Raw genomic sequence first — 20,844 nt, 5'->3', positions numbered from 1 at the left:
GTCAGCCCGGGACACCCCGTGGCACGCGCGAACCGGCAGGCCCCCGCATGAGGGCGGTGGTGCTGACCGGGCCGCACACGGCGGAGGTCGCGGACGTCCCGGCGCCCCGGCCCGGCCCCGGGCAGGTGGTCGTCGACGTGAGCCGGGTGGGGGTCTGCGGCACCGACGTGGAGCTGTTCACCGGCGAGATGAGCTACCTCCACGACGGCCAGGCCGCCTACCCACTGCGGCCCGGCCACGAGTGGTGCGGCACGGTGAGCGCCGTGGGCGACGGCGTCGAGGAGGCCTGGGTCGGCCGGCGCACCACGGGCGACACGATGCTCGGCTGCGGTCACTGCCGCCGCTGCCTGGCCGGTCGGCACCACGTGTGCGCCGACCGGTACGAGATCGGCATCCGCGGCGGTTGGCACGGCGCGCTCGCCGAGCAGCTGCTGGTGCCCGCCTCCTCCCTGCACGCCCTGCCGGACGCCCTGGACGACACCGCCGGGGCGATGGTCGAACCGGGCGGCAACGCCGTGCGCGCCGTGCGGGCGGCGAACGTGGGCGAGGGCGACCAGGTGCTCGTGGCCGGGCCTGGCACCATCGGTCTGCTCGCGGCGCTGTTCGTCGAGGCCGCCGGCGCACGGGCACATCTGCTCGGGCCGGATGAACAGTCCCTGGAGTTCGCCCGCTCGCTCGGCCTGACGCACACCTGGACCGAGGCGACGCTGCCGGACGAGCCATGGGACGCCGTCGTCGACGCGTCGACCGGTGCGAGCGTGCCGGCCCGCGCCGTCGACCTCGTCGAACCCGCCGGCCGGGTCGTCTTCATCGGGATCGCGCCGACCCCGACCCTGTTCGACAGCCGCTCGCTCGTGTTCCGCGACATCACGGCGGTGGGCATCCTCGGGGCGTCCGCGGGCCTGGCGGGCGCGATCGAGGCCTATGCGAACGGGTCTGTGGATCCGCGGCCGCTGGTGGCTGCCACCGTCCCCCTCACGCAGGCCGCGGCGGTGCTCGCCGGCGAGCGGCCGGGCAGCCGGGGACCGAAGGTCCACGTCGATCCGCGACGGTGAACTCCGCCGGGTGAGGCACCCGCCGACCCATGAATCGTTACACTCGAACCTGGGCAGGGCTGCCGCGGTCACGGGTGACCCCTGAGCCTCGACCCGACGGAACTCAGAGCCTCGACCCGACGGAACTCAGACCAACGAGGAGAACGATGGCGGCGACCCAGCCTGGCACCGGCCGGAACGGCAAGCGCCCGAGCGTCACGGACGTGGCCCGACTCGCCGGCGTGTCCGTGGGCACCGTGTCGAACGTACTGAACCGGCCGGAGAACGTGGCCCCGCCGACCCGCGCCAAGGTCGAGGCGGCGATCAAGGAACTCTCGTTCGTGCGCAACGCGTCCGCCCGCCAGCTGCGCAGCGGTGAGCTGAACACCGTCGGCGCCGTGGTGCTGGACATCGCGAACCCGTTCTTCACCGAGATGGCCCGTGGGATAGAGGACCGGCTCGCCCAGGACGAGTACACGCTGATGCTGTGCAGCTCGGACGAGAACCCCGAGCGCGAGGGCCGCTACCTGCGCCTGTTCGAGGAGCACGGCGTGCGTGGAGTGATCGCGACGCCCTCCGAGGGCAGCCTGGACACGCTCCTGGCGATGCGTGAGCGGGGCATCGACGTGGTCCTGCTCGACCACACCTCTCCCCTTCCCGATCTGCCGTCGGTGGCCGTCGACGACGTCGGCGGCGGCGCCCTGGCCACCGAGCACCTGCTCGCCCAGGGCCACACCCGGCTGGCGTTCCTGAACGGCCCGCTCACGCTGCGCCAGTGCGCGGACCGCCGCGACGGCGTGATGCAGACCCTCACCGCTCACGGCCTCGACCCGGCCACCTCGCTCGTGGAGATCGCGCTCGAGGCTCTCAACGCCGACGGTGGCGACGACGGCATGCGCCGGCTCCTCGCGGCCGACGGTCCCACCCCGACCGCCACGTTCTGCGTCAACGACGTGACCGCGCTCGGGGCGTTGCGGGCCCTGCGGGACCTCGACATCTCGGTGCCGGGCGAGATGGCCGTGGTGGGCTACGACGACGTCATGTTCGCGAACATGCTCGCCACCCCGCTCACCTCGGTGCGTCAACCGATGTACAAGATGGGCTGGACCGCAGCGGACATGCTGCTGCGTCGCGGCTCGGAGGACCTGACGGCGGAGCAGGTCGAGTTCGAGCCGGAGCTCGTGGTGCGGGCCTCGAGCGGGCCCGCCTGAACCACCCGCGCACTCACGCCGGTGACGGCCGCCGAGGAGACTGGCATCATCGGGTGATGGACGCCCTGCGCCGCCTCCCGGTCGCCGTCGCCGCCGCCATCCTCGCTTTGACGACCGCGGCCTGCGCCGGTCCCGCGGGGCCACCGGACCGGGATCCGGACGTCACCGGAAAGGTCGGGACCGAGGGAACCACCCTCGTCCTCGTCGGTCCCTCCGATCCCTACTACGAGGGCATGAGCCTCCTGCGCGGCGACCCGGACTTCCTCCGCGGCGACCAGCCGATCGAGGCCGCCGACCTGGTGGACTCCGAGGACGTCGAGGTCTGGGTCGAGGGCGGGTGCGCCGAGTCCTACCCGGTGCAGTGCGAGGTGGTCGCCGTACGCGCCATCGGCGAGTAGCCCGCCTCTTCGGGCCGCTATCCGGACCCGGTATGCTGCCTGCATGACTGGTGATGCAACGATGCTTCAAGACCCTCCTACCGAGACGAAAGGGGTCGGAACGATCCTGCTCCGGTCCTCCTGGCAGACCATCAACATCGGGGACGTGGCCCACACGCCGGGCGCGATCACGGCGCTGCTCGGCGCCGGCGCGGGCCGGATCATCCTGTGGCCCGGCAGCCTGGGCGACCGGGAGCAGACCATGCTCGCCGACCGGTTCGGCGATCTCGAGTTCGCCTACGGCGACATCGGCGCGGACGGCCGCCCGGACACCCCGGAACTCGCACGCGCCTTCGAGGAGGCGGACCTGTTCATCCACGGCAGCGCCGCCGGCATGGGCTCAAGGCCCGGCCTGCGGGCGTGGCGCCCCTCCGGCAAGCCTTACGGATTCTTCGGCATCACGTTCGACCCGCTCGGCAACTTCATGCCCTTCCAGCTCCCCGATGCGCGCCGGGTGGTCGGCGGGATCGCCCCCGGCCACCTCGACGACGAGGCTCGCGAGATCCTCGACGGCGCCGCGTTCGTGTTCTGCCGGGACACCATCTCGCTTGACTACCTGCGCGGGCAGGACGTGCGCGCCGAGATCCTCGAGCCGGGTCCGGACGCGACGTTCGCGTTCGACATCCGCGACGAGGCCGGCGCCGATGCCGTGCTCGCCGACCACGGCCTGGAACCCGGCTACCTCGTCGCCGTGCCCCGGCTGCGCTACACGCCCTACGCGCACTTCCGGAACCTGCCGATCACCGCCACCGACCTGACCAAGGACGCCGTGAACGAGGCGTTCACCCCGCGCGACCTCGGCGTCCTGACCGAGACCATCTCCTGGTGGGTGCGGACCACCGGCCGGCAGGTGCTCATCGCACCCGAGATGAGCTACGCCGTCGCCCTGATCGCCGACCACTGGCCCGCGACCCTGCCGCAGGACGTGCGCGGGAAGGTCGCGATCATGGACGAGTTCTGGGACCTGCCCACGGCGACCGCCACGTACGCGCGAGCCGCCGCCGTCGTCAGCATCGAGTGCCACTCCCCCATCCTGGCCACCACGGTGGGCGTGCCCGGCACCTACCTGCGCCAGCCGACCGACACGGTCAAGGGCGCCATGTACGCGGACCTGGGTGGGTCGAACATGGTCAACGAGATCGACGACGGCGCAGCCGAGGTCATCGAGCGGCTCGCCCGGGTGGTGGCGGACCCGGCCGCCGCGCGCGGCGCCGCCGAGCGCGTGCACGCCGAGGCGCTGCGCCAGCTGTCCTGGATGGGACGGGCGGCGGTGGCCGCGAGCCGGGTGCGTTGAGACAGAGGGTTCCGGGTGAGCCGGCGCATCGCCTTGCTCTGACTCACCCGGACCCTCTGGCCGACCCGTCAGCGGCCCGGAGCGAGCCGTCGGCGGTCAGCCGACCGGGCGCTCGCTCTCGGCGCGGGCCGACCGCTGCAGCGGTGCGAGCCGGCTCAGCTGGGTCACGTGCTGTGGCCCGAGCTCATCGAGCGAGGCGACCCCGAGCAGGCGCATGGTCCGGGTGATCTCCGCCGTGAGGATGGCGATCATCCGGTCCACGCCCTCGCGGCCGCCGGCCATCAGGCCGTACAGGTAGGCGCGGCCGACGAGCGTGAAGTCGGCGCCGAGGGCGATCGCGGCGACGACGTCCGCCCCGCTCATGATGCCGGTGTCCAGCACGATCTCGAGGTCGTTCCCGAGCTCGCGGGCCACCTCCGGCAGCAGGTGGAACGGGATCGGGGCCCGGTCGAGCTGGCGGCCGCCGTGGTTGGACAGCACGATCCCGTCCACGCCGAGGTCCGCGACGCGCCTGGCGTCCTCGAGGGTCTGGATCCCCTTGACCACGACCTTTCCGGGCCACTGTTCGGAGACCCAGCGCAGGTCGTCGAAGTCCACGGTCGGGTCGAACATCGTGTTCAGCAGGTCTGCGACGGTGCCGGACCAGCGGTCGAGGGACGCGAACGCGAGCGGCTCGGTGGTGAGGAAGTCGATCCACCACTGCGGCCGCGGGATGGCGTTGATCACGGTCTTCGGCGTGAGGGAGGGTGGGATCGTCATGCCGTTGCGGGTGTCCCGCAACCGGGCACCGGCGACGGGCACGTCGACGGTGACCAGGAGCGTGTCGAACCCGGCCTTCGCGGCCCGGTCCACCAGGGCCATCGACCGGTCCCGGTCCTTCCACATGTACAGCTGGAACCAGTTCCGCCCACCGGGGTTCGCGGCGGCGACGTCCTCGATGGACGCGGTACCCATGGTCGACAGCGAGAACGGGATCCCGGCGGCGCCGGCCGCACCGGCACCGGCGACCTCGCCCTCGGTCTGCATCATCCGGGTGAACCCGGTGGGCGCGATCCCGAACGGCAGCGCCACCGGGCCGCCGAGCACGGTCGCCGAGGTGTCCACGGCGGACACGTCCCGCAGGATCGCCGGGTGGAACTCGATGTCCTCGAACGCCTGGCGGGCACGGGCCAGGGACAGCTCCTTCTCGGCGGCGCCCTCGGTGTAGTCGAACGCGGCCTTCGGGGTACGCCGCTTGGCGATCGTGCGCAGGTCCTCGACGTTGAGGGCGGCGTCGAGGCGGCGTTTGCGACCGTTCAGCTCCGGTGCCTTGAACTGCATCAGCGGCGCGAGGTCGCGCACCTTCGGGATTCGACGCTGAACCATCGGGGGGAACTCTCCAGTCTCATCACGCGGGGGCGGCCGTCCGCCACCCCCGCGATGGTAGCGGACACGACACTCGATTGTATCGTTTCAGAGCGGTTGCCCCCGCGATCAGGCGGCCCGACCACCCCCTCGCCGCCCTGCCCGTGGCAAACGAGCACCCGGATCGGTTCGGTCTCGGTAAAATGTTTCCGTTCGGAGCGGGCACTGTGGGATCGCCGCCCGGCCACGGTCCACCGGAACGTCGACGAAGGGCCCATGTGAGCATCCAGTCCCAGATCCAGGCGAAGCGCGACACCCTCGCCCCGTCGATGCGCCGCGTCGCGGATGCGATCCTGGCCGACCCGAGCCTGGTCCTGGAGGAAACGATCTCGGAGCTGGCGCGCAAGTGCGCCACGTCGGAGACCACGATCGTGCGCTTCTGCCGGTCGCTGGGCCTCGCCGGGTACGTCCAGTTGAGGCTCGCCCTGGCGACCGAGGTCGGCCGCGAGGGCGCCCGGCGGTCCCCCGCGGCAGCGACCTACGGTTCGGACATCTCCGCCGGCAGCACGCTGGAGGAGGTCGTGGCGAGCATCGGGTTCACCGAGAACCTCGGCATCGAGGAGACCATCAACAGCCTGGACATCGCCGAGCTCGGCAGGGTGGTCGACGCCATCGACGCCGCCGCCCGGATCTCGGTCTACGGCGTCAGCGCGAGCGGCTGGAGCGCCGCCGACCTGCACCGCAAGCTGTTCCGCATCGGCCGGGTGGCCTACTCGTTCGCCGACGGGCACGACGCCGTCACCTCGCTCGGCCTGATGGGCGCCGGCGACGTGGCGGTCGGGTTCTCCCACCGCGGCACGACGGCGGAGGTGGTGCGGTTCCTCGAGGCCGCGCGCGAACGCGGGGTGACTGCGGTGGCGATCACCAACGCCGCCGGCTCACCCGTTGCCGGAGCGGCCGACCTCGTGCTCCGCACCGCGGTCCGGGAGTCACCGTTCCGCTCCGGTGCGATGGCCTCCCGGACCGCGCAGCTGCTGATCGTGGACTGCATCTTCGTCGCGGTCGCCCAGCGCCGGATGACCGAGACGGTCGACGCCCTGCGCGACACCCACGACGCCGTCGCCCAGTTCCGTGACAGCTGAGCCATGTCCTCCGACTCCGTGATCGGCCGAAACCTGCAGGAGTTGCTGGACTCGGCCACCCGCAGTGCCGCCGCCGGCTCAGCCCCGGTCCGGTCAGCCGACCCCGTTCCGGGCACCGCCGGGGCAGAGGCGTTGATCGCCCACGGCGGGCGGGTGATCGCCCACGCCCGGTCCGGGTCCGCCACGCTGTTCGCCGCCGACGGCGCACTGCTCCCGACGGCGCAGCGGCGCCCGTTGCCCGCGGACCCGGTGTTCGACATCGCGTCCCTGACGAAGATCCTGACCACGGTCACCGCCCTGGTCCAGGTGGACGCCGGAGTCCTCGACCTCGACCGACCGGTGGCCGATCACCTCCCTGAGTTCGCCGTCGACCGGGCTCACGAGCGGGTCAGTGCCCGGCACCTGCTCACCCACACGTCCGGCCTCCCGCCGGTGCTGCGCCTGTGGGAGGTGCCCGGCAGCCGCGATGACCGCGCCCGGCACGTCCTGAGCACCGAGCTGCGCTCCGAACCGGGCTCGGCCCACGCCTACTCGTGCGTGGGCTTCATGGTGCTCGGCCTCCTCCTCGAGCGCCTGACCGGGCGAGGGTTGCCCGCCCTCCTCACGGACGCCGTCACCGGGCCGCTGGCGATGACGAGTACCGGCTACGACCCCACCGGCGCGGGCGACCGGGTGGTGCCGACCGAGTACCAGTCCGTCCCAGATCGCGGCCTCGTGTGCGGCACCGTCCATGACGAGGCCGCCTGGAGCCTGGGCGGCTCCGGGAACGCCGGGGTGTTCAGCACCGGGCCGGATCTGATCCGGTTCGCCGCCGCGCTCCGCGCCGACGGGCCGGGGCTGCTGGGCGAGGACACCCGGACGCTCGTGCGCAGGGACGTGCTCCCCACGGCCGAACGGGACCGGGTGGGATACGGGCAGGCGCTCGGCATGCGCCTCGGCGATGCCACGTTCATGGGCACCGGTGACCCGGCTGTGATCGGGCACACCGGGTTCACCGGAACGTCGCTGGTGATCGACACCGAGGCGGACGTGACGGTGGTCCTGCTGACCAACCGCGTGCACCCGGTGCGGACCGCGTTCGACGCCGGTCCGCTGCGGCGCGCCGTCACCGGACTGGCCCGGGAGCACGCGGCTCAGGCCTGAGCGTCCAGGACGCCACCGAGCCGGCCGCCGGCCTCGGCGAGCAGCCCTTCGGCCGCGGCCCGGTCCAGGCCACGCGCCACCATGATCGCGGCGACCGGGACCCGTTGACCGGAGTCGGTCAGAGCCTGCGCCGCGGCGCGTGGGTTCGCCCCCGTGATGGTCGCGACCAGCCGTTCGGCCCGCTCCCGGAGCTTCACGTTGCTCACGGACAGATCGACCATCAGGTTCCCGTAGGTCTTGCCGAGCCTGATCATCACGCCGGTGGAGATCATGTTCAGAACCTGCTTCGTGGCGGAGCCCGCCTTCAGCCGGGTGGATCCGGCGAGTACCTCCGGGCCCACCTCGATCTCGATCGGCAGGTCCACGGCGGACCCGAGCTCGGAGGCGCTGTTGCAGGCCAGGCCGACGGTCAGGGCGCCGGCGGCGCGGGCCGCGCGGACCCCGCCGAGCACGTAGGGGGTGCGACCGCTGGCGGCGATCCCGACGACCGTGTCGGCCGCGGTCACCCGGAGCCCGGCGATCTCCTCGGCGCCGAGCTCGGCAGAGTCCTCCGCACCCTCGACGGACTCGAACATGGCACCGCGCCCGCCCGCGATCACGCCCAGGACCTGCCCTGGATCGGTGTGGAACGTGGGCGGACACTCCGAGGCGTCCACCACTCCCAACCGCCCCGAGGTGCCGGCCCCGAGGTAGATCAGCCGCCCGCCCGACTCCATCCGGGCCGCTACGGCCTCCACGACGGCAGCTACCTGCGGCAACACGGCCCGCACCGCGAGCGGCACCCCGGCCTCGGCCTCGTTCATCGCCCGGAGCGCGTCCAGCGTCGGGATCGCGTCAAGCCGCCGGTACCGTTCGTCGATCCGCTCGGTCTCGAGCAGGTCGGTCCGCTCGCCCGCCACCGGTTGGGAGTCAGCCACCATGTACCTCTTCTTTCCAGAATCAAACGGTTCCAGTACACCAGCAATATCGCTCGATGAAAATGATTGACGTCTTCTACTTGAAGTACGCCAATGATTGACCCACGATGGGCACATGGTCCATGACCGCGGCGCCGACCGCTCGCTCGAATCCCTCGCCCATGCCGTGTTGTGGCCCGGCTTCGCCGGCACGCGAGCGCCCGACTGGCTGCTGCGCGCGCGCGACGCCGGAGCACCAGGGGCCCTGCTGTTCGCGCACAACATCGACCCCGACGACGCCGGCCAGGTGTCCCGCCTCGTCGGCGAGCTGGACGGCACGGGTGGCAGCCTCGTCGGCGTCGACGAGGAGGGTGGCCTGGTGACGCGGCTGCACGCCCGGCACGGCTCGCCCAGCCCCGGCCATGCGGCACTGGGCCGCCACGACGTGGCTGCGGACACGGAGACGGTCGCCGAGCAGATCGGTGCCGAGCTCGCGCGCCACGGCATCACCATCGACCTGGCCCCCGTCGCCGACGTGAACAACAACCCCGCGAATCCCGTCATCGGCAGTCGCTCGTTCGGCGCCGATCCCGAGTTGGTGGCGCGGCACACCGCCGCCTACGTGCGCGGACTGCAGCGCGCGGGAACCGCGGCCTGCGCGAAGCACTTCCCCGGCCACGGCGACACCACCACGGACTCCCATCTCGCCGTCAGCAGGATGGAGGTGAGCGCCGACGAACTCGAGCAGATCCACCTCGCCCCGTTCCGAGCCGCGATCGAGGCCGGTGTCCGGTCCGTGCTGACCGCGCACATCATCGTGCCGGTCCTCGGTCCGGAACCTGCGACCGTGAACCCGCGGGCGCTGTCGATGCTGCGCGAGATGGGCTTCGACGGGCTGATCATCTCCGATGCCGTCGAGATGGAGGCCATCGCGAGCACCCTCGGACTCGGGCCGGGTGCGGTCGCAGCGCTCGCCGCCGGGGTGGACCTCGTCTGTCTCGGCAATCAGGGCGCGGACCCGCGCACGCCCGAGAACCCGCAACCGGACGAGTCCGCCTACCGGCAGGTGCACACCGCCGTCGTCGACGCACTCCGCTCGGGATCGCTGCGCGCGGAGCGCCTCGAGGAGGCGGCCGAGCGGATCGCCGCGCTCCGCACCTGGGTCACCGCACTCCGCACGAGTGGTAGCCCGGACAGTTCGCGGGCACCGCTCGCCCCGGCACCCGGCACCTCGACCGCCGCGCCGGACGCCCCGGACGCCACCGCGGCGCGGGTGGCCGCGCACGCCTGCGACGTCCGCGGCGACGTCCGGCTCCGCGCGGACGTGCCGGTCACCGTGATCGACGCCAGGGTGCTGCGCAACCGCGCCGCGGGGCGGGAGGCCGACCTGGTGGGTCGGGCGCTGGCCGCGCGCCGGACGATCAGCCACCATCGGTTCGATGCCGAAGGGACCGCCGAGCTGATGCGCGCGGACCCGCTGGGCGAGGTCGTGCTGGTGGTGGACCAGCCGCACATCGCCGTCGCGGAGCGGCACGCGCTCACCGACGTGCTCGCCTGGCACCCGGGCACCGTGGTGGTCCGCCTGGGCTGGCCCGGAGACCTCGGGGTGGACCTGCCCCGGCTGGTCACCACGCACGGCTCGAGCGCCGTGAGCGCGTCCGCCGTGGCCGACCTCCTGATGGGGTGAGCCCGCCACCGGTGGCCTCACCCGGCCAGACGCCGTCGGGGGTTCGGCGCGGCGGCCAGGAGGCGCTGCGTGTACTCGTGGGCGGGCGAGTCGATCACCTGTTCGCTCGACCCACGCTCGACGACCTTGCCGTGGTACATCACGAGGGTCTGAGCGGAGTACGCACGGGCCGAGCCCAGGTCATGGGTGATGTACAGGACCGCGAGCTCCTCGGTCCGGCGTAGCTGATCCAGGAGATCGAGCATCCCCTTGCGGATCGTCACGTCCAGCATCGAGACGGGTTCGTCCGCGAGCAGCACCTTCGGTTCGGCCGCGAGCGCGCGAGCGAACGAGATCCGTTGCCGCTCGCCACCGGAGAGCTCGTGCGGGAACCGGTGCAGGTAGTGCTCCGCCGGGGCCAGCTCCACCTTCCGGAGCAGCGCGAGGCTCCGTTCCTCCACCTCGTCCGCGCTCATCGGACCGCCGTGGATCCGCAGGGCCCGGCCCAGGGTGTAGCTGACCCGGTGCAGCGGGTTCAGCGAGGAGAAGGGATCCTGCAGGGTCATCTGCACGGTCCCGGTGTAGCGGATGAAGGCCCGGCCACGGGTGGCCGAGACGCGCTCACCGTTCAGGAGGAGCTCGCCGGAGGTCAGTGGCATCAGCTGCGCGAGGAGCCTGCCCACGGTGCTCTTGCCGGAGCCGCTCTGGCCCACGAGGGCAGTCACCTGACCGGCGCGCAGCTCCAGTGAGACGTCGTCCACGGCGCGGAATTGCTCCCGGCCGAACGCCCCCGCCCGTTTGTTGGTGCGGAAGTCCCTCACCAGGTTCCGTGCCTCGAGGACGACGCGGCCCTGCTCGGACGCTTTCACGAAGTCGGTACTCATACGAGGGCTCCCATGTCAGCGAGCGAGGCCAGCAGGGCCTGCGTGTACGGATGGCGAGGCTCGGCGTAGACCTCCAGCGCCGGGCCGTACTCGACCAGCCGGCCACGCTGCATCACGGCGATGCTGTCCGAGACCTCGAGCAGCAACGACAGGTCGTGCGTGGTGAAGATGATCGCGAAGCCGTACTCGTCCCGCAGCGCCATCACCTGGTCGAGCACCTCACGTTGGATCAGCAGGTCCAGCGCCGTGGTCGGCTCGTCCATGATGATCACGTCCGGCTCGAGCACGAGCGCGATGGCGATGGCGACGCGCTGCTTCATCCCACCCGAGAGCTCGTGCGGGTAGGAGGACACGCGGTCGGAGTCGATGCCGACCTTCTCCAGCATCGTCCGTGCCAGCGCCTCCCGCTCCCGGGCCGGCATGGTCGGCCGGTGCACGCGGAGCACGTCGTCGAACTGTGCCCCGACGCTGGTCACGGCGTTCAGCGCGTTCATCGCACTCTGGAACACGATGGCGATCTCGTCCCAGCGGTAGCCTCGCAGCTCCTCCGTGGAGAGCCCGAGCAGATCGATGGACTCCGCCGAGCCCGGGTCGGTGCCTCTCGACCCACCTGGACGGGCGCGGGTCCGGTGGTAGGTGATGGATCCCCCGGTCACCTGCGCCGGGTTGCGGAGCAGCCGGGTGATCGCGTTGGTGAGCGTGGACTTGCCGCTCCCGGACTCCCCAGCGAGGCCGAGGATCTCACCGCGGTGCAGGGTGATCGAGACGTCGTCGACGGCATGCACCACCCGGTCGATGCCTGGGTAGTCGACCTTGAGGTTTCGGACCTCGATGATCGGTTCCCCGGCCACGTCGATAGGACGGAGCTGCGCTGCCGCCGCGGCGCCCTCCGAAGGCTCGGTGCCCGCCACCTCGCCAACGCCGTCCTCGTGCAGGACCGGCGCCGTGCCCGGCGCATCGACGCCCGAGGCCGCCGCCGCGGCGCCCGCCGTGCTGAGCGCGGCCGCGTGCGGCCCGCTGGTGCGCGTCGCCCGGCCCCGGCTCTTGCCGGTGCGTAGCCGTGGGTTGGAGTACTCGTCGATCCCGAAGTTGATCAGCGCCAGGCCGGCCCCGAGGACGGCGATGGCCAGCCCGGGCGGCACGAACCACCACCAGGCGCCGTACAGGAACGCCTGCGCGCTCTGCGCGAAGTAGAGCATCGACCCCCAGCTCGTGGTCGTCAGCGAGCCGAGGCCGAGGAAGGACAGCCCGGCCTCGGCCAGGACCGCACCGATCACGGAGAACAAGAATCCTGAGGCGATCAGCGGCAGGGCGTTCGGCATGATCTCGGAGAAGACGATCCGCGTGCGCGACTCGCCGGTGGCCCGGGCCGCCTCGACGAACTCGCGGCGCCGCAGCGACATGGTCTGGGCGCGCAGGACGCGGGCCGAGCCGGCCCAGGAGGTGATCGCGATGACGAACGCCACCGAGACCATCCCCCTCGAGGGTAGATATCCGGTCAGCACGATCAGCAGCGGCATCCCCGGAACGACCAGGAACACGGCCGTGAGGATGTACAGAAGATCATCGGAGAGTCCCCGGAAGTAGCCCCCGATGACGCCGACGAGGACCGAGACGATCTGCGAGATGATCCCCGCGACCAGCCCGACGCCGAGCGAGACGCGGGCGCCGTAGACGAACTGGGCGAAGACGTCCTGACCGGTCTGGGTGGTGCCGAGCCAGTGCGTGCCGGACGGCGGCTGGAGCAGCTCGGTGCCGCTGGCCTGCGGCGAGTAGCTCGTGAGCAACGGGCCGAACGCGGCCAGCAGCACGAAGAAGATCGCGATGATCAGGCCCGCACGCACCTTCCCTGAGGCCGGCACGAGTCGTGAGAGGTTCATGGTCAGCCTTCCTGACGCGTGCGGGGGTCGAGGAACACGTAGACGACGTCGGCCACGAGGTTCGCGGCGATCACCGCCAGCGAGATGATCAGGAAGAGTCCCTGCATCAGCGGGAAGTCCTGGTTCTGGACCGCCTCGAACAGGGTGTACCCGACGCCCGGGTAGTTGAAGATCACCTCGGTGAGCATCGACCCACCCACGACGGCCCCGAGGGAGAGCGCGAAGCCGGTCACCGAGGGCAGGATCGCATTCCGGGCTGCGTAGTTGACCAGCACCATCCGCTTCGGCAGACCCTTCGCCTCGGCCATGGTCACGTAGTCCTCGCCGAGGACCGTCACCGTCATGTTCCGCATGCTGAGCACCCATCCGGCGAAGGAGGCCAGGATGATCGTGATCGCCGGCAGGATGCCGTGATAGAGGACGGAGGAGATGAACTCCCAGTCCCATCCCGGTACCAGCCCCGGTTCGTAGGCGTGCGAGACCGGGAACCAGCCCAGGTTCACCGAGAGGATCAGGACCAGGATCAGCGCCATCCAGAAGTAAGGGACGGCGTTGAGGAAGGTGAGGGCCGGCAGCAGGTGGTCGGTCCGGGAACCGCGCCGCCAGGCCAGCACCACGCCGAGTCCGGTGCCGATCAGAAAGCTGATCACCGTGGTGATGCCGACCAACCCGATCGTCCACGGCAGCGCACCCAGCACGATCTCGGAGACCGGGACCGGGAAGAAGCCGATCGAGAGGCCGAGGTCGCCGGCGGCGAGCGAGGTGAGGTAGTCCCAGTACTGCACGTGCAGCGGCGCGTCGGTGAGCCCGTAGCTCTCCGCGATCGCATCCATGGCCGCCGGGTCGATCCGCCCCGACAGCCGCTCCACGAGCAGCGCTACGGGATCGCCCGGCATCAGCCGGGGGATCAGGAAGTTCATGGTGAGCGCAGCCCAGGCGATGAACACGTACAACATCACCTTGCGCAGGAGGTACTTCAAGCGGGACACCCTCTCGGATCGGATTCGGCCGGGCGGCGGATGCGGGCGGGCGGCGCGTACGCCGCCCGCCCGGCCTGGCCGCGGTCAGCCGGCGGGCGTCAGGTTCGTGACGACCAGCAGGTTGTCCGGGAACTGGAACGGCGCGCCGAGGGCGTACGGGTCCTCCTCGGTCGGGAACCCCTCCCACCGTGCGGTGTTGTACTGGAACCAGTTCGGTGACTGCAGCATCGCGATCACCGGGAGCTGCTCGACCATGATCTGCTCGAGCCCGTCGAACGCGGCCTGCTGCTCCTCGGGGTCACTGGTGGCCGCGAACGACTCCAGGAGCGCGTCGGCCTCGTCGTCGTAGTAGCGGTTGTAGTTCGAGACGACGGTCTCGCCCGGGCCGGTCTCGTACTCGGAGCTCATCATCGAACGGAACAGCGTGTACGGGGTGAGACCCATCGCCACGGACGCGATGGTCATCTGGTAGTTACCCGAGTTACGCGCCTCGAGCCACGCCTCGAACGAGACGCCCTGAGGCTCCACGACCACGCCGATCTTCGCGAGCTGCTCCTGGAGCAGGCCGCTCATCGTCACCCAGTCCACGTAGCTCGACGGGATCTGCAGCGCGTAGGACATCCGCTCGCCGGCCGGGGTGGTGCGCACGCCGTCGCTACCCAGCACATAGCCGGCCTCGTCGAGGATGGCGTTCGCCTCATCGACGTCGTAACTGAACTCGGCGTCGGCGTACTCCTCGCTCATGACCGACTCATAGGCCGGCAACGGCAGCCCGGTGGGGTGCGCCGCCGGGGTGTACCCCTGCATGGCGACCTCGGAGAGCTGGTCGCGGTCGATACCGGCACTGAGGGCCTGCCGTACCGCAACGTCGTCGAACGGTGCTGTCTGGGTGTTCACGAGCAGGTTCACGAGCCCATCACCGGGGTACCAGTAGGAGCGGTGCTCCGGGTCCCCGGAGACGTAGATCTGGTCGATGTTGGCGACGAAGCCGCCGGACCAGTCGAACTCGCCCGCCTGCAGCGAGCTGTTGAACGTCTGGTCGGAGGACGCTGGATAGCGGACCTGCTCGACCTCGACCTCGTCGGCGTTCCAATAACCCTCGTTCGCGCTCAGCGTGTAGAGCTGCTGCCCGAACTGCTCGAGCACGAACGGCCCGGTGGCCACCGGCTCCTCGTTCTGGAACTCGACGGGGTCCACGTCGGCGAACACGTGCTCGGGGACCATGACGGTGTTCGCGATGGAAGCCTGGAACGCGAACGCGACACTGTTGAAGGTCACCTCCACCGTGAGCGGATCGGTGGCGACCGCCTCGGCGAGGTCGAGCGCACCGGCGTTCGCCGCCGGGTTGTCGCGCATCAGGTTGAAGGTGAAGGCGACGTCGTCGGCGTCGAACGCCTCGCCGTCGGACCAGGCGACGCCCTCCCGAAGCACGAACGTGACGACCGTGCCGTCCTCGTTGAAGTCCATCGACTCCGCCAGCCAGGGCTGCGCCTCACCGGGAACCATCGGGGTGGCGATCATCAGCGGCTCGTACAGCATGCCCTTGGTGCCCTGGAGCGCCGTCGGGGAGAACGGGTTGAAGTTCTGCTGGTAGGTGTTGGCCGTGTTGGCGTGGATCGTCAGCGGCGCGACCGCGCCGGCGTCCTCGCCGGAGCCGTCGTCACCGTCGCCGCCGGTACAGGCCGACAGGACGAGGGCGCCGGCCGTCAGCACGGCGGCCAGGCGGATGAACCTCGGGGTTCTCATGTGGAGACCTTTCGATGGATGGAGCGGGGGGAACAATATGGGTGGCGTCAGTGGTCCAGCTCGGCGCGCAGCACGTCGAAGCGCCTGGTGATGCGGAAGCCGGACCGCAGGTAGAGGTGCCCGGCGGGTGAGTCCTCACCGGTCCACAGGAACCAGGCGCTCTGGGCACCCTCGGCGCGCATCCGGACGAGGGTCTCGTGCAGCAGCACCTTCCCGAGACCCGTGCCCCGAGACGTCTCGTCCACGCCGTACGGGCCGAACCGTTCCCGCAGCCCGCGGTACGCGCCGTACGTGGAGAAGCCCACGACGTCGCCGTCGGGGTGGCGCACCAGGAGCACCCTGTCGATCCGGCCGTGCTGCAGGACCGAGTCCCGGACCGCCTCACCCCAGTCCGGTGCCAGCCGCTGCGCGGCGAAGGAGATCACCTCGGGCAGATCGTCTGGCCGCGCGGTGGCGAACGTGTACCCCTCGGCGACCCGCGCCGCGCGCAGGTCCAGCACGTCGGCCGGCGTCGCGTACCCGGCCAGATCGATGCTCATCGCCGCAGCCGTGTACAGCCGCCGGAAGCCGGCCCGCTCGAACAGCCTGGCAGCGTCCGGGTACGCCGCCGCGTCCAGACCGGGCAGGAAGTACGCCAGTGGATACGCGGCGTAGTTGACCCAGTGAGCCCCCTTGCCCGCGAGGAACACCCCGGCCCGGCGGACGAGCTCGGTCCCGATGCCCTGCCGGCGGGCGTCGGGCCGGACGCAGCCGATGGTGATCCACCCGCCGTCGGGATCAGGCCCGATCCCCCGCCCGGCGCGGACCGCGTAGACGAAGCCCAGAGCCTGCCCGGTGGCCCCGTCAGCGGCGACGATGAGGCCGTCCGGGTCAAAGTTCGGGTCCAGCAGAACCGTGTGGGTGAACCAGTCCTCGCTGACCGCGTCGCGAGCCATCGCGACCGTGGTGAGCTCGGCGAGCCGGGCGGCATCACCGGGCCGGTGCGGGCGATAGGTGACCTGCAAGGGAATGACCTTTCCGATCCGTTCGACGGTGCTCATTGACGGCGCGAGGGCGGCAGCTGCCTGCCCTGCACCGAGGGGTCGGGTCAGTTCAGGGGCGTCATGCCCCAAGTCCGCCCGGAGGAGAGGGCGACGGCGTGTGGCACCCCGGCGAGGCATCCCCGGGTGATCATCTGGGCCGAGTAGTAGTCGATGTAGCGGAACCCGTAGGTCTCCCCGCGAGCGAAGGCCTGGCCGCTGATGGCCTCGGTCCAGAGCCGGTGCGCCTGCGTCGAGATCTCCACGAACACGTCCGCGTCGAAGCCGGTCGCGTCCTCCCAGTTCTCGGTGAACAGCAGCCGGCCCACACCATGGCGTGCGGTCTCGTCCTTCCACCCGGGCAGGCCGGCCAGGTAACGCCCCCGCTCGGCGAGGATCGAGGCGTTCTCGTGGTCGGTGTGGATGCTGCGCCGCCAGTGAGCGAGCAGCGTGGTCGGCCTGACCTCGCGGATCAGGTCGGCGACCCGTTCGGCGACCGCGTCGTCGGCGGTGAGGAAGCCGTCGGAGATGTCGTCGAAGATGACCACCTCGGCGCCGATCCCGGCCGCGAAGGCCCGCGCCTCGGCGACCTTCTGCTCGCGGTAGTCCGTGGCTGACATCCTCGGGTGCCCCCGCTCCCCCGGCGTGAGCGCCACCAGCACGGACCGGCCGCCGTCGAGCACGTTCTGCGCGAGGATCGGCCCGGCGGCGAGGTCCATGTCGCCGATGTGACCGCCCACGGCCATGATCGTCTGAGGTGACAACGGATTCGTCCTTCGTTCGTTCGGTTTCGGGGGCGATGCTCAGGAGTAGAGGAGCGCTTCCGGTGGCACGGTGGGAGTCGGTGGGCCGCCGTCCAGGATCGCGCTCAGGTCCGCCCCGCCGTCGATTCCGGCGCGCAGGGTCGGCGAGCCCCAGAGGAGGTCGATGAACGGCGGGCGGCCGGGCTGCGGTGGCAGCCAGATCGACTCCCCGGGATACAAGGCCGCGACCGCCTGGAGCACGGCGACGCCGGTCGCGATCGGATCGAACGCCGCCACATCGCGCACGTGCAGCTGGGCGCCGTGCACCACGTCACCGTGCCACTTGCTGAACGTGGGACGGAAGACGGCCTCACGGAAGGCGACACCGGGGAGGTCGCGCTCGGTCAGCGCGACGGCCAGGCGTCCGTCGGTCCAGGACGCTCCGAACAGCTCGAACGGCTTCGTGGTGCCGCGGCCCTCCGAGAGCACCGTGCCCTCCAGCAGCCCGATGGCGCCGAAGACGGTCGCCGTGGTCAGCGTGGGCATGTTCGGCGACGGCAGCACCCAGCTGTCGTCCGCGCCCTGGCGCTGCCGGGCCCAGCCGGCCAGCTCGACCACCTCGAGATCGGCGGTTGCGCCCACCGCGTCTGGCACGTGGGCCGCATTGAACCACCGAGCGAGCTCGCCGAGGGTGAGTCCGTGCTGGAGCGGGATCGAGACCCGGCCCACGAAGCTGGCGCAGGACGGATCGAGCCCGGGCCCGGTCCGGACCAGACCGCCCAGCGGGTTCGGCCGGTCGAGCACCACGATGCGGATCCCGACCCGCGCCGCGGAGCAGAGCAGGTCGAAGAGCGTCCAGGTGTAGGTGTAGAACCGAACGCCGATGTCCTGGAAGTCCACCAGGATCGTGCCCACCCCGGACTCGCGCAGCAGCGCGTCGAGCCGCTGCCCGTCGGAGCGGTAGGTGTCCACCACCGGCAGACCGGTGGCGAGGTCGACGCCGTCGCCCTCGCTCTCGCCCGCCTGCACCGCACCCCAGTAACCGTGCTCCGGGGTGAAGATCGTGGTCAGCTCCACACCCGCACCCAGCAGCGCGTCGACACCGCGGCGCAGGTCCGCCGTGACGGACGTGTAGTTCGCGCACAGGCCGACGGGGCCGTCGCCGATCAGGCCGGGTTCGGCGATCGCCCGGCTCAGGCCCGTTCGGACCCGCGCCACATCGTCCACCTCGACCACTGGCCGTTCCCCCACTCGTCATCGACTGATGTAAGTACGCTACACAGATCGTCAGACTAGGGTCAATTAGTTACGTGGACGTTACGTGCGCTTCCCACCCCGGCGCCACCTCGTGGAGCAGCCCCTCAGAGGCTACCGACAAGGTCGGGCAGCGCCCCGGCGCGGGCGAACACCGGGATGACCTCGATCGGCGCGTCGACCTCGATCCGCTGCCCGCCGTGGTGCACCTCGCCGGTGTGCAGATCGGTCCAGTCCGCCCCGGCGGGCAGGTAGACCGGCCGCGAGCGCGCCCCGGCCTCGAGCACCGGCGCGACCAGCAGGTCCGGCCCGAACAGGAACTGATCGGCCACGTCCCACGCGGCCGGGTCGCCCGGGAACTCATGGAACAGGGCACGCATCACCGGCTGGCCGTCGGTGTGCGCGGCGCCCATCACCGATCGCGTGTAGTCGCGCAGCCGCTCCCGCAGGTGGGTGTAGCGGGACAGGATCGCGAACACCTCCTCGCCGAAGCTCCAGAGCTCGTTGGCTGCGCCGGAGTCCCGGCGGTGGCTGCCGTCCGCGGCCCGGACCCGCTCGGCCGGCCCGCGGTCGCCGTGCAGTCGCATCACGGGCAGGAAGGTCCCGAACTGGAACCAGCGCACCAGGAGCTCGTGGAAGGCCGGGTCATCGGTGCGTCCGCCGCCGAACCCGCCGATGTCCGTGGTGAACCACGGGATCCCGGCCACGCCCATGTGGATCCCCGCGGTGATCTGACGGGCCATCGAGGCGAAGCTGGAGTGGATGTCACCGGACCAGACGAGGGCGCCATAGCGCTGACTACCGGCCCACGCGGCCCTCACCAGAGCGACCGGAGCACCGTCGCCGTCGGCCATCAGTCCGTCATGGAAGGTGCGTGCGAACAGTTGCGGGTAGATGTTGCCGACCTCGCGGACCTGGCCGAGGTGGTACCGGTACGCGGCGTAGTCGTAGAACGCGAACTCGGGCTCCGCCTCGTCCAGCCAGAACAGCCGGATGCCGTGCCGGGCGTAGTTGGCGCGGCAGGTCTCCCAGAGGAAGTCGCGGGCCGCCGGGTTCGTCACGTCCACGAACTGGCTCGGGCCCTCGAAGGCCATCTGCACGTCGACGCCCCGGTTGGAGAGGGCGAGCCAGCCCTCGCGGGCCATCCGTGCGTAGTTCTCCGAGGAGTGCGACACCTGCGGCCACACCGAGACCATGAGCTCGATGCCGAGGTCCTTCAGTTCCGCGACCATCGCGGCCGGATCCGGCCAGAACTCCTCCTCGAACCGGTAGTCGCCCATGTGCGGCCAGTGGAAGAAGTCGGCGACGATGACGTCCATCGGCAGCCCACGCCGTTTGTGCTCGCGGGCCACCTCGAGCAGCTGCTCCTGGTTCCAGTACCGCAGCTTGCACTGCCAGAAGCCGAGGCCGTGCTCGGGCATCATCGGCGCGTGCCCGGTGGCGTCGGCGTAGGCGGCGGTGATCTGCGCCGGCGTGGATCCCGCCGTGACCCAGTAGTCGAGCTGCCTGGTGGACTCGGCGACCCACTCGGTGCGGTTGCTCGCGAACGTCGCCCGGCCGACCGCGGGGTTGTGCCAGAGGAACCCGTAGCCGGCGCTGGACAGCACGAACGGCACGCTCACCTGCGAGTTGCGGTGGGCGAGCTCGAACGTGCAGCCCTTGATGTCGAGGATGTCCTGCTGGTACTGACCCATCCCGTAGAGCTTCTCGGTGGGGTCGGCCACGAGGGCGAGGGTCGTGGCGTAGGTGCCGCCGTCCTGCGCCGAGTAGTCCCGAGCCCGCAGCTTGAGGGCGCCGCCGGCGTCCTCCTCGGCGAACAGCAGGCGTCCATCGGCCCCGTAGAACTCCAGCCGGCACGCGAACCGCTGGTAGCCGGACTGCCCGTCGAAGTAGTCCCGGGCGGTCGCGACGACGCGCAGCTCACCGTTGGTCAGGGTCGCCACCGAGCCGTCGACGGCGACCCTCACCTTCTCGTGGGCGCCCGCCTCGGGTGGCAGCAGCGCCCAGTCGGTGTCGATCACGCCGGCCCCGTGGGCGGCGCGCACCCGTACCGAGTCAGCGCCCCAGGCCTGGACCACGAGCGTCTCGCCACCGCCCCGCCAGGTGATGCTCTCGGCGTCGGTGGAGAAGAGGTGATCGGTCATGCGGGTTCGAACTCCAGTCGGGTTGGT

The 20,844-nt window shown here is 71.0% G+C and carries 17 protein-coding genes; 7 read left to right on the top strand and 10 right to left on the bottom strand.

What is annotated here, in order from left to right; genetic code table 11:
• Positions 1-47 precede the first annotated feature (47 nt).
• The 4 genes from HALOF300_RS05405 to HALOF300_RS05390 all read left to right on the top strand — a co-directional run bounded on the left by HALOF300_RS05405 (position 48) and on the right by HALOF300_RS05390 (position 3,976).
• Complete coding sequence (locus tag HALOF300_RS05405) at positions 48-1,055, top strand: zinc-dependent alcohol dehydrogenase (RefSeq protein ID WP_156739913.1); 1,008 nt, start codon at positions 48-50, stop codon at positions 1,053-1,055.
• A gap of 146 nt (positions 1,056-1,201) precedes the next feature.
• Entirely contained in the window at positions 1,202-2,245 is a 1,044-nt protein-coding gene (locus tag HALOF300_RS05400; protein ID WP_156739912.1) for a LacI family DNA-binding transcriptional regulator, read from the top strand.
• Positions 2,246-2,301: 56 nt separating this feature from the next.
• Complete coding sequence (locus tag HALOF300_RS05395) at positions 2,302-2,643, top strand: hypothetical protein (protein WP_156739911.1); 342 nt, start codon at positions 2,302-2,304, stop codon at positions 2,641-2,643.
• A gap of 43 nt (positions 2,644-2,686) precedes the next feature.
• On the top strand, positions 2,687-3,976 hold the full coding sequence (locus HALOF300_RS05390; RefSeq protein ID WP_156739910.1) for a polysaccharide pyruvyl transferase family protein: 1,290 nt from the start codon (positions 2,687-2,689) through the stop codon (positions 3,974-3,976).
• A gap of 96 nt (positions 3,977-4,072) precedes the next feature.
• On the opposite strand, the gene HALOF300_RS05385 is transcribed toward HALOF300_RS05390, so the two are convergent.
• The gene (locus tag HALOF300_RS05385; RefSeq protein ID WP_156739909.1) at positions 4,073-5,341 is read right to left on the bottom strand and encodes an alpha-hydroxy acid oxidase; all 1,269 of its coding nucleotides are present in this window, start codon (positions 5,339-5,341) and stop codon (positions 4,073-4,075) included.
• 257 nt (positions 5,342-5,598) lie between these two features.
• Between HALOF300_RS05385 and HALOF300_RS05380 the strand changes: the two genes are divergently transcribed.
• Together HALOF300_RS05380 and HALOF300_RS05375 are read left to right on the top strand one after the other, a co-directional pair.
• Positions 5,599-6,462 (top strand): MurR/RpiR family transcriptional regulator, encoded by an 864-nt coding sequence (locus HALOF300_RS05380; RefSeq protein ID WP_156739908.1) that lies wholly within the window; start codon positions 5,599-5,601, stop codon positions 6,460-6,462.
• A gap of 3 nt (positions 6,463-6,465) precedes the next feature.
• Complete coding sequence (locus HALOF300_RS05375) at positions 6,466-7,605, top strand: serine hydrolase domain-containing protein (protein ID WP_156739907.1); 1,140 nt, start codon at positions 6,466-6,468, stop codon at positions 7,603-7,605.
• On the opposite strand, the gene murQ is transcribed toward HALOF300_RS05375, so the two are convergent.
• Positions 7,596-8,525: an N-acetylmuramic acid 6-phosphate etherase gene (murQ, locus tag HALOF300_RS05370; protein ID WP_156739906.1), complete on the bottom strand. Its 930-nt coding sequence runs from the start codon at positions 8,523-8,525 to the stop codon at positions 7,596-7,598. The genes HALOF300_RS05375 and murQ overlap by 10 nt on opposite strands.
• Positions 8,526-8,637: 112 nt before the next feature.
• Here murQ and HALOF300_RS05365 point away from each other — a divergent pair, with 112 nt between their 5' ends.
• Positions 8,638-10,188, top strand: coding sequence for a glycoside hydrolase family 3 N-terminal domain-containing protein (locus tag HALOF300_RS05365; protein WP_156739905.1), 1,551 nt, complete (start codon positions 8,638-8,640; stop codon positions 10,186-10,188).
• 17 nt (positions 10,189-10,205) lie between these two features.
• Here HALOF300_RS05365 and HALOF300_RS05360 read toward each other — a convergent pair whose 3' ends face one another.
• The 8 genes from HALOF300_RS05360 to HALOF300_RS05325 form a co-directional block, all read right to left on the bottom strand.
• Positions 10,206-11,051, bottom strand: a complete 846-nt coding sequence (locus HALOF300_RS05360) for an ABC transporter ATP-binding protein (RefSeq protein ID WP_156739904.1) — start codon at positions 11,049-11,051, stop codon at positions 10,206-10,208.
• Positions 11,048-12,931: a dipeptide/oligopeptide/nickel ABC transporter permease/ATP-binding protein gene (locus tag HALOF300_RS05355; protein WP_156739903.1), complete on the bottom strand. Its 1,884-nt coding sequence runs from the start codon at positions 12,929-12,931 to the stop codon at positions 11,048-11,050. The genes HALOF300_RS05360 and HALOF300_RS05355 overlap by 4 nt, the downstream gene beginning before the upstream one ends.
• Before the next feature lie 2 nt (positions 12,932-12,933).
• Positions 12,934-13,920, bottom strand: coding sequence for an ABC transporter permease (locus HALOF300_RS05350; protein ID WP_331716208.1), 987 nt, complete (start codon positions 13,918-13,920; stop codon positions 12,934-12,936).
• Positions 13,921-13,995: 75 nt separating this feature from the next.
• The gene (locus HALOF300_RS05345; protein WP_156739901.1) at positions 13,996-15,657 is read right to left on the bottom strand and encodes an ABC transporter substrate-binding protein; all 1,662 of its coding nucleotides are present in this window, start codon (positions 15,655-15,657) and stop codon (positions 13,996-13,998) included.
• 47 nt (positions 15,658-15,704) lie between these two features.
• A complete protein-coding gene (locus tag HALOF300_RS05340) occupies positions 15,705-16,697 on the bottom strand; it encodes a GNAT family N-acetyltransferase (protein ID WP_197522324.1) in 993 nt (330 codons plus the stop codon).
• A gap of 47 nt (positions 16,698-16,744) precedes the next feature.
• Positions 16,745-17,440 carry a PIG-L deacetylase family protein gene (locus HALOF300_RS05335; RefSeq protein ID WP_156739899.1) on the bottom strand — a complete coding sequence of 232 codons (696 nt, stop codon included), beginning with the start codon at positions 17,438-17,440 and terminating at the stop codon, positions 16,745-16,747.
• Between the two features lie 39 nt (positions 17,441-17,479).
• On the bottom strand, positions 17,480-18,637 hold the full coding sequence (locus HALOF300_RS05330) for an exo-beta-N-acetylmuramidase NamZ family protein (protein ID WP_156739898.1): 1,158 nt from the start codon (positions 18,635-18,637) through the stop codon (positions 17,480-17,482).
• Between the two features lie 143 nt (positions 18,638-18,780).
• Positions 18,781-20,817 (bottom strand): glycoside hydrolase family 31 protein, encoded by a 2,037-nt coding sequence (locus tag HALOF300_RS05325; protein ID WP_156739897.1) that lies wholly within the window; start codon positions 20,815-20,817, stop codon positions 18,781-18,783.
• Positions 20,818-20,844 lie beyond the last annotated feature (27 nt).

Source organism: Occultella aeris (assembly GCF_902703175.1).
GTDB lineage: Bacteria > Actinomycetota > Actinomycetes > Actinomycetales > Beutenbergiaceae > Occultella > Occultella aeris.
Note: the sequence above shows the minus strand (reverse complement) of the source record. Positions and strands in the feature narration are given on the sequence as shown.

Bases quoted from the DNA above. Each gene is read 5' to 3' on its own strand.
- HALOF300_RS05375 (WP_156739907.1), top strand. From the start codon at position 6,466: ATGTCCTCCGACTCCGTGATCGGCCGAAACCTGCAGGAGTTGCTGGAC.
- HALOF300_RS05390 (WP_156739910.1), top strand. From the start codon at position 2,687: ATGACTGGTGATGCAACGATGCTTCAAGACCCTCCTACCGAGACGAAA.
- HALOF300_RS05345 (WP_156739901.1), bottom strand. From the start codon at position 15,657: ATGAGAACCCCGAGGTTCATCCGCCTGGCCGCCGTGCTGACGGCCGGC.
- HALOF300_RS05395 (WP_156739911.1), top strand. From the start codon at position 2,302: ATGGACGCCCTGCGCCGCCTCCCGGTCGCCGTCGCCGCCGCCATCCTC.
- HALOF300_RS05360 (WP_156739904.1), bottom strand. From the start codon at position 11,051: ATGAGTACCGACTTCGTGAAAGCGTCCGAGCAGGGCCGCGTCGTCCTC.
- HALOF300_RS05385 (WP_156739909.1), bottom strand. From the start codon at position 5,341: ATGGTTCAGCGTCGAATCCCGAAGGTGCGCGACCTCGCGCCGCTGATG.
- HALOF300_RS05325 (WP_156739897.1), bottom strand. From the start codon at position 20,817: ATGACCGATCACCTCTTCTCCACCGACGCCGAGAGCATCACCTGGCGG.
- HALOF300_RS05405 (WP_156739913.1), top strand. From the start codon at position 48: ATGAGGGCGGTGGTGCTGACCGGGCCGCACACGGCGGAGGTCGCGGAC.
- HALOF300_RS05340 (WP_197522324.1), bottom strand. From the start codon at position 16,697: ATGAGCACCGTCGAACGGATCGGAAAGGTCATTCCCTTGCAGGTCACC.
- HALOF300_RS05355 (WP_156739903.1), bottom strand. From the start codon at position 12,931: ATGAACCTCTCACGACTCGTGCCGGCCTCAGGGAAGGTGCGTGCGGGC.
- HALOF300_RS05400 (WP_156739912.1), top strand. From the start codon at position 1,202: ATGGCGGCGACCCAGCCTGGCACCGGCCGGAACGGCAAGCGCCCGAGC.
- murQ (WP_156739906.1), bottom strand. From the start codon at position 8,525: ATGGTGGCTGACTCCCAACCGGTGGCGGGCGAGCGGACCGACCTGCTC.
- HALOF300_RS05365 (WP_156739905.1), top strand. From the start codon at position 8,638: ATGGTCCATGACCGCGGCGCCGACCGCTCGCTCGAATCCCTCGCCCAT.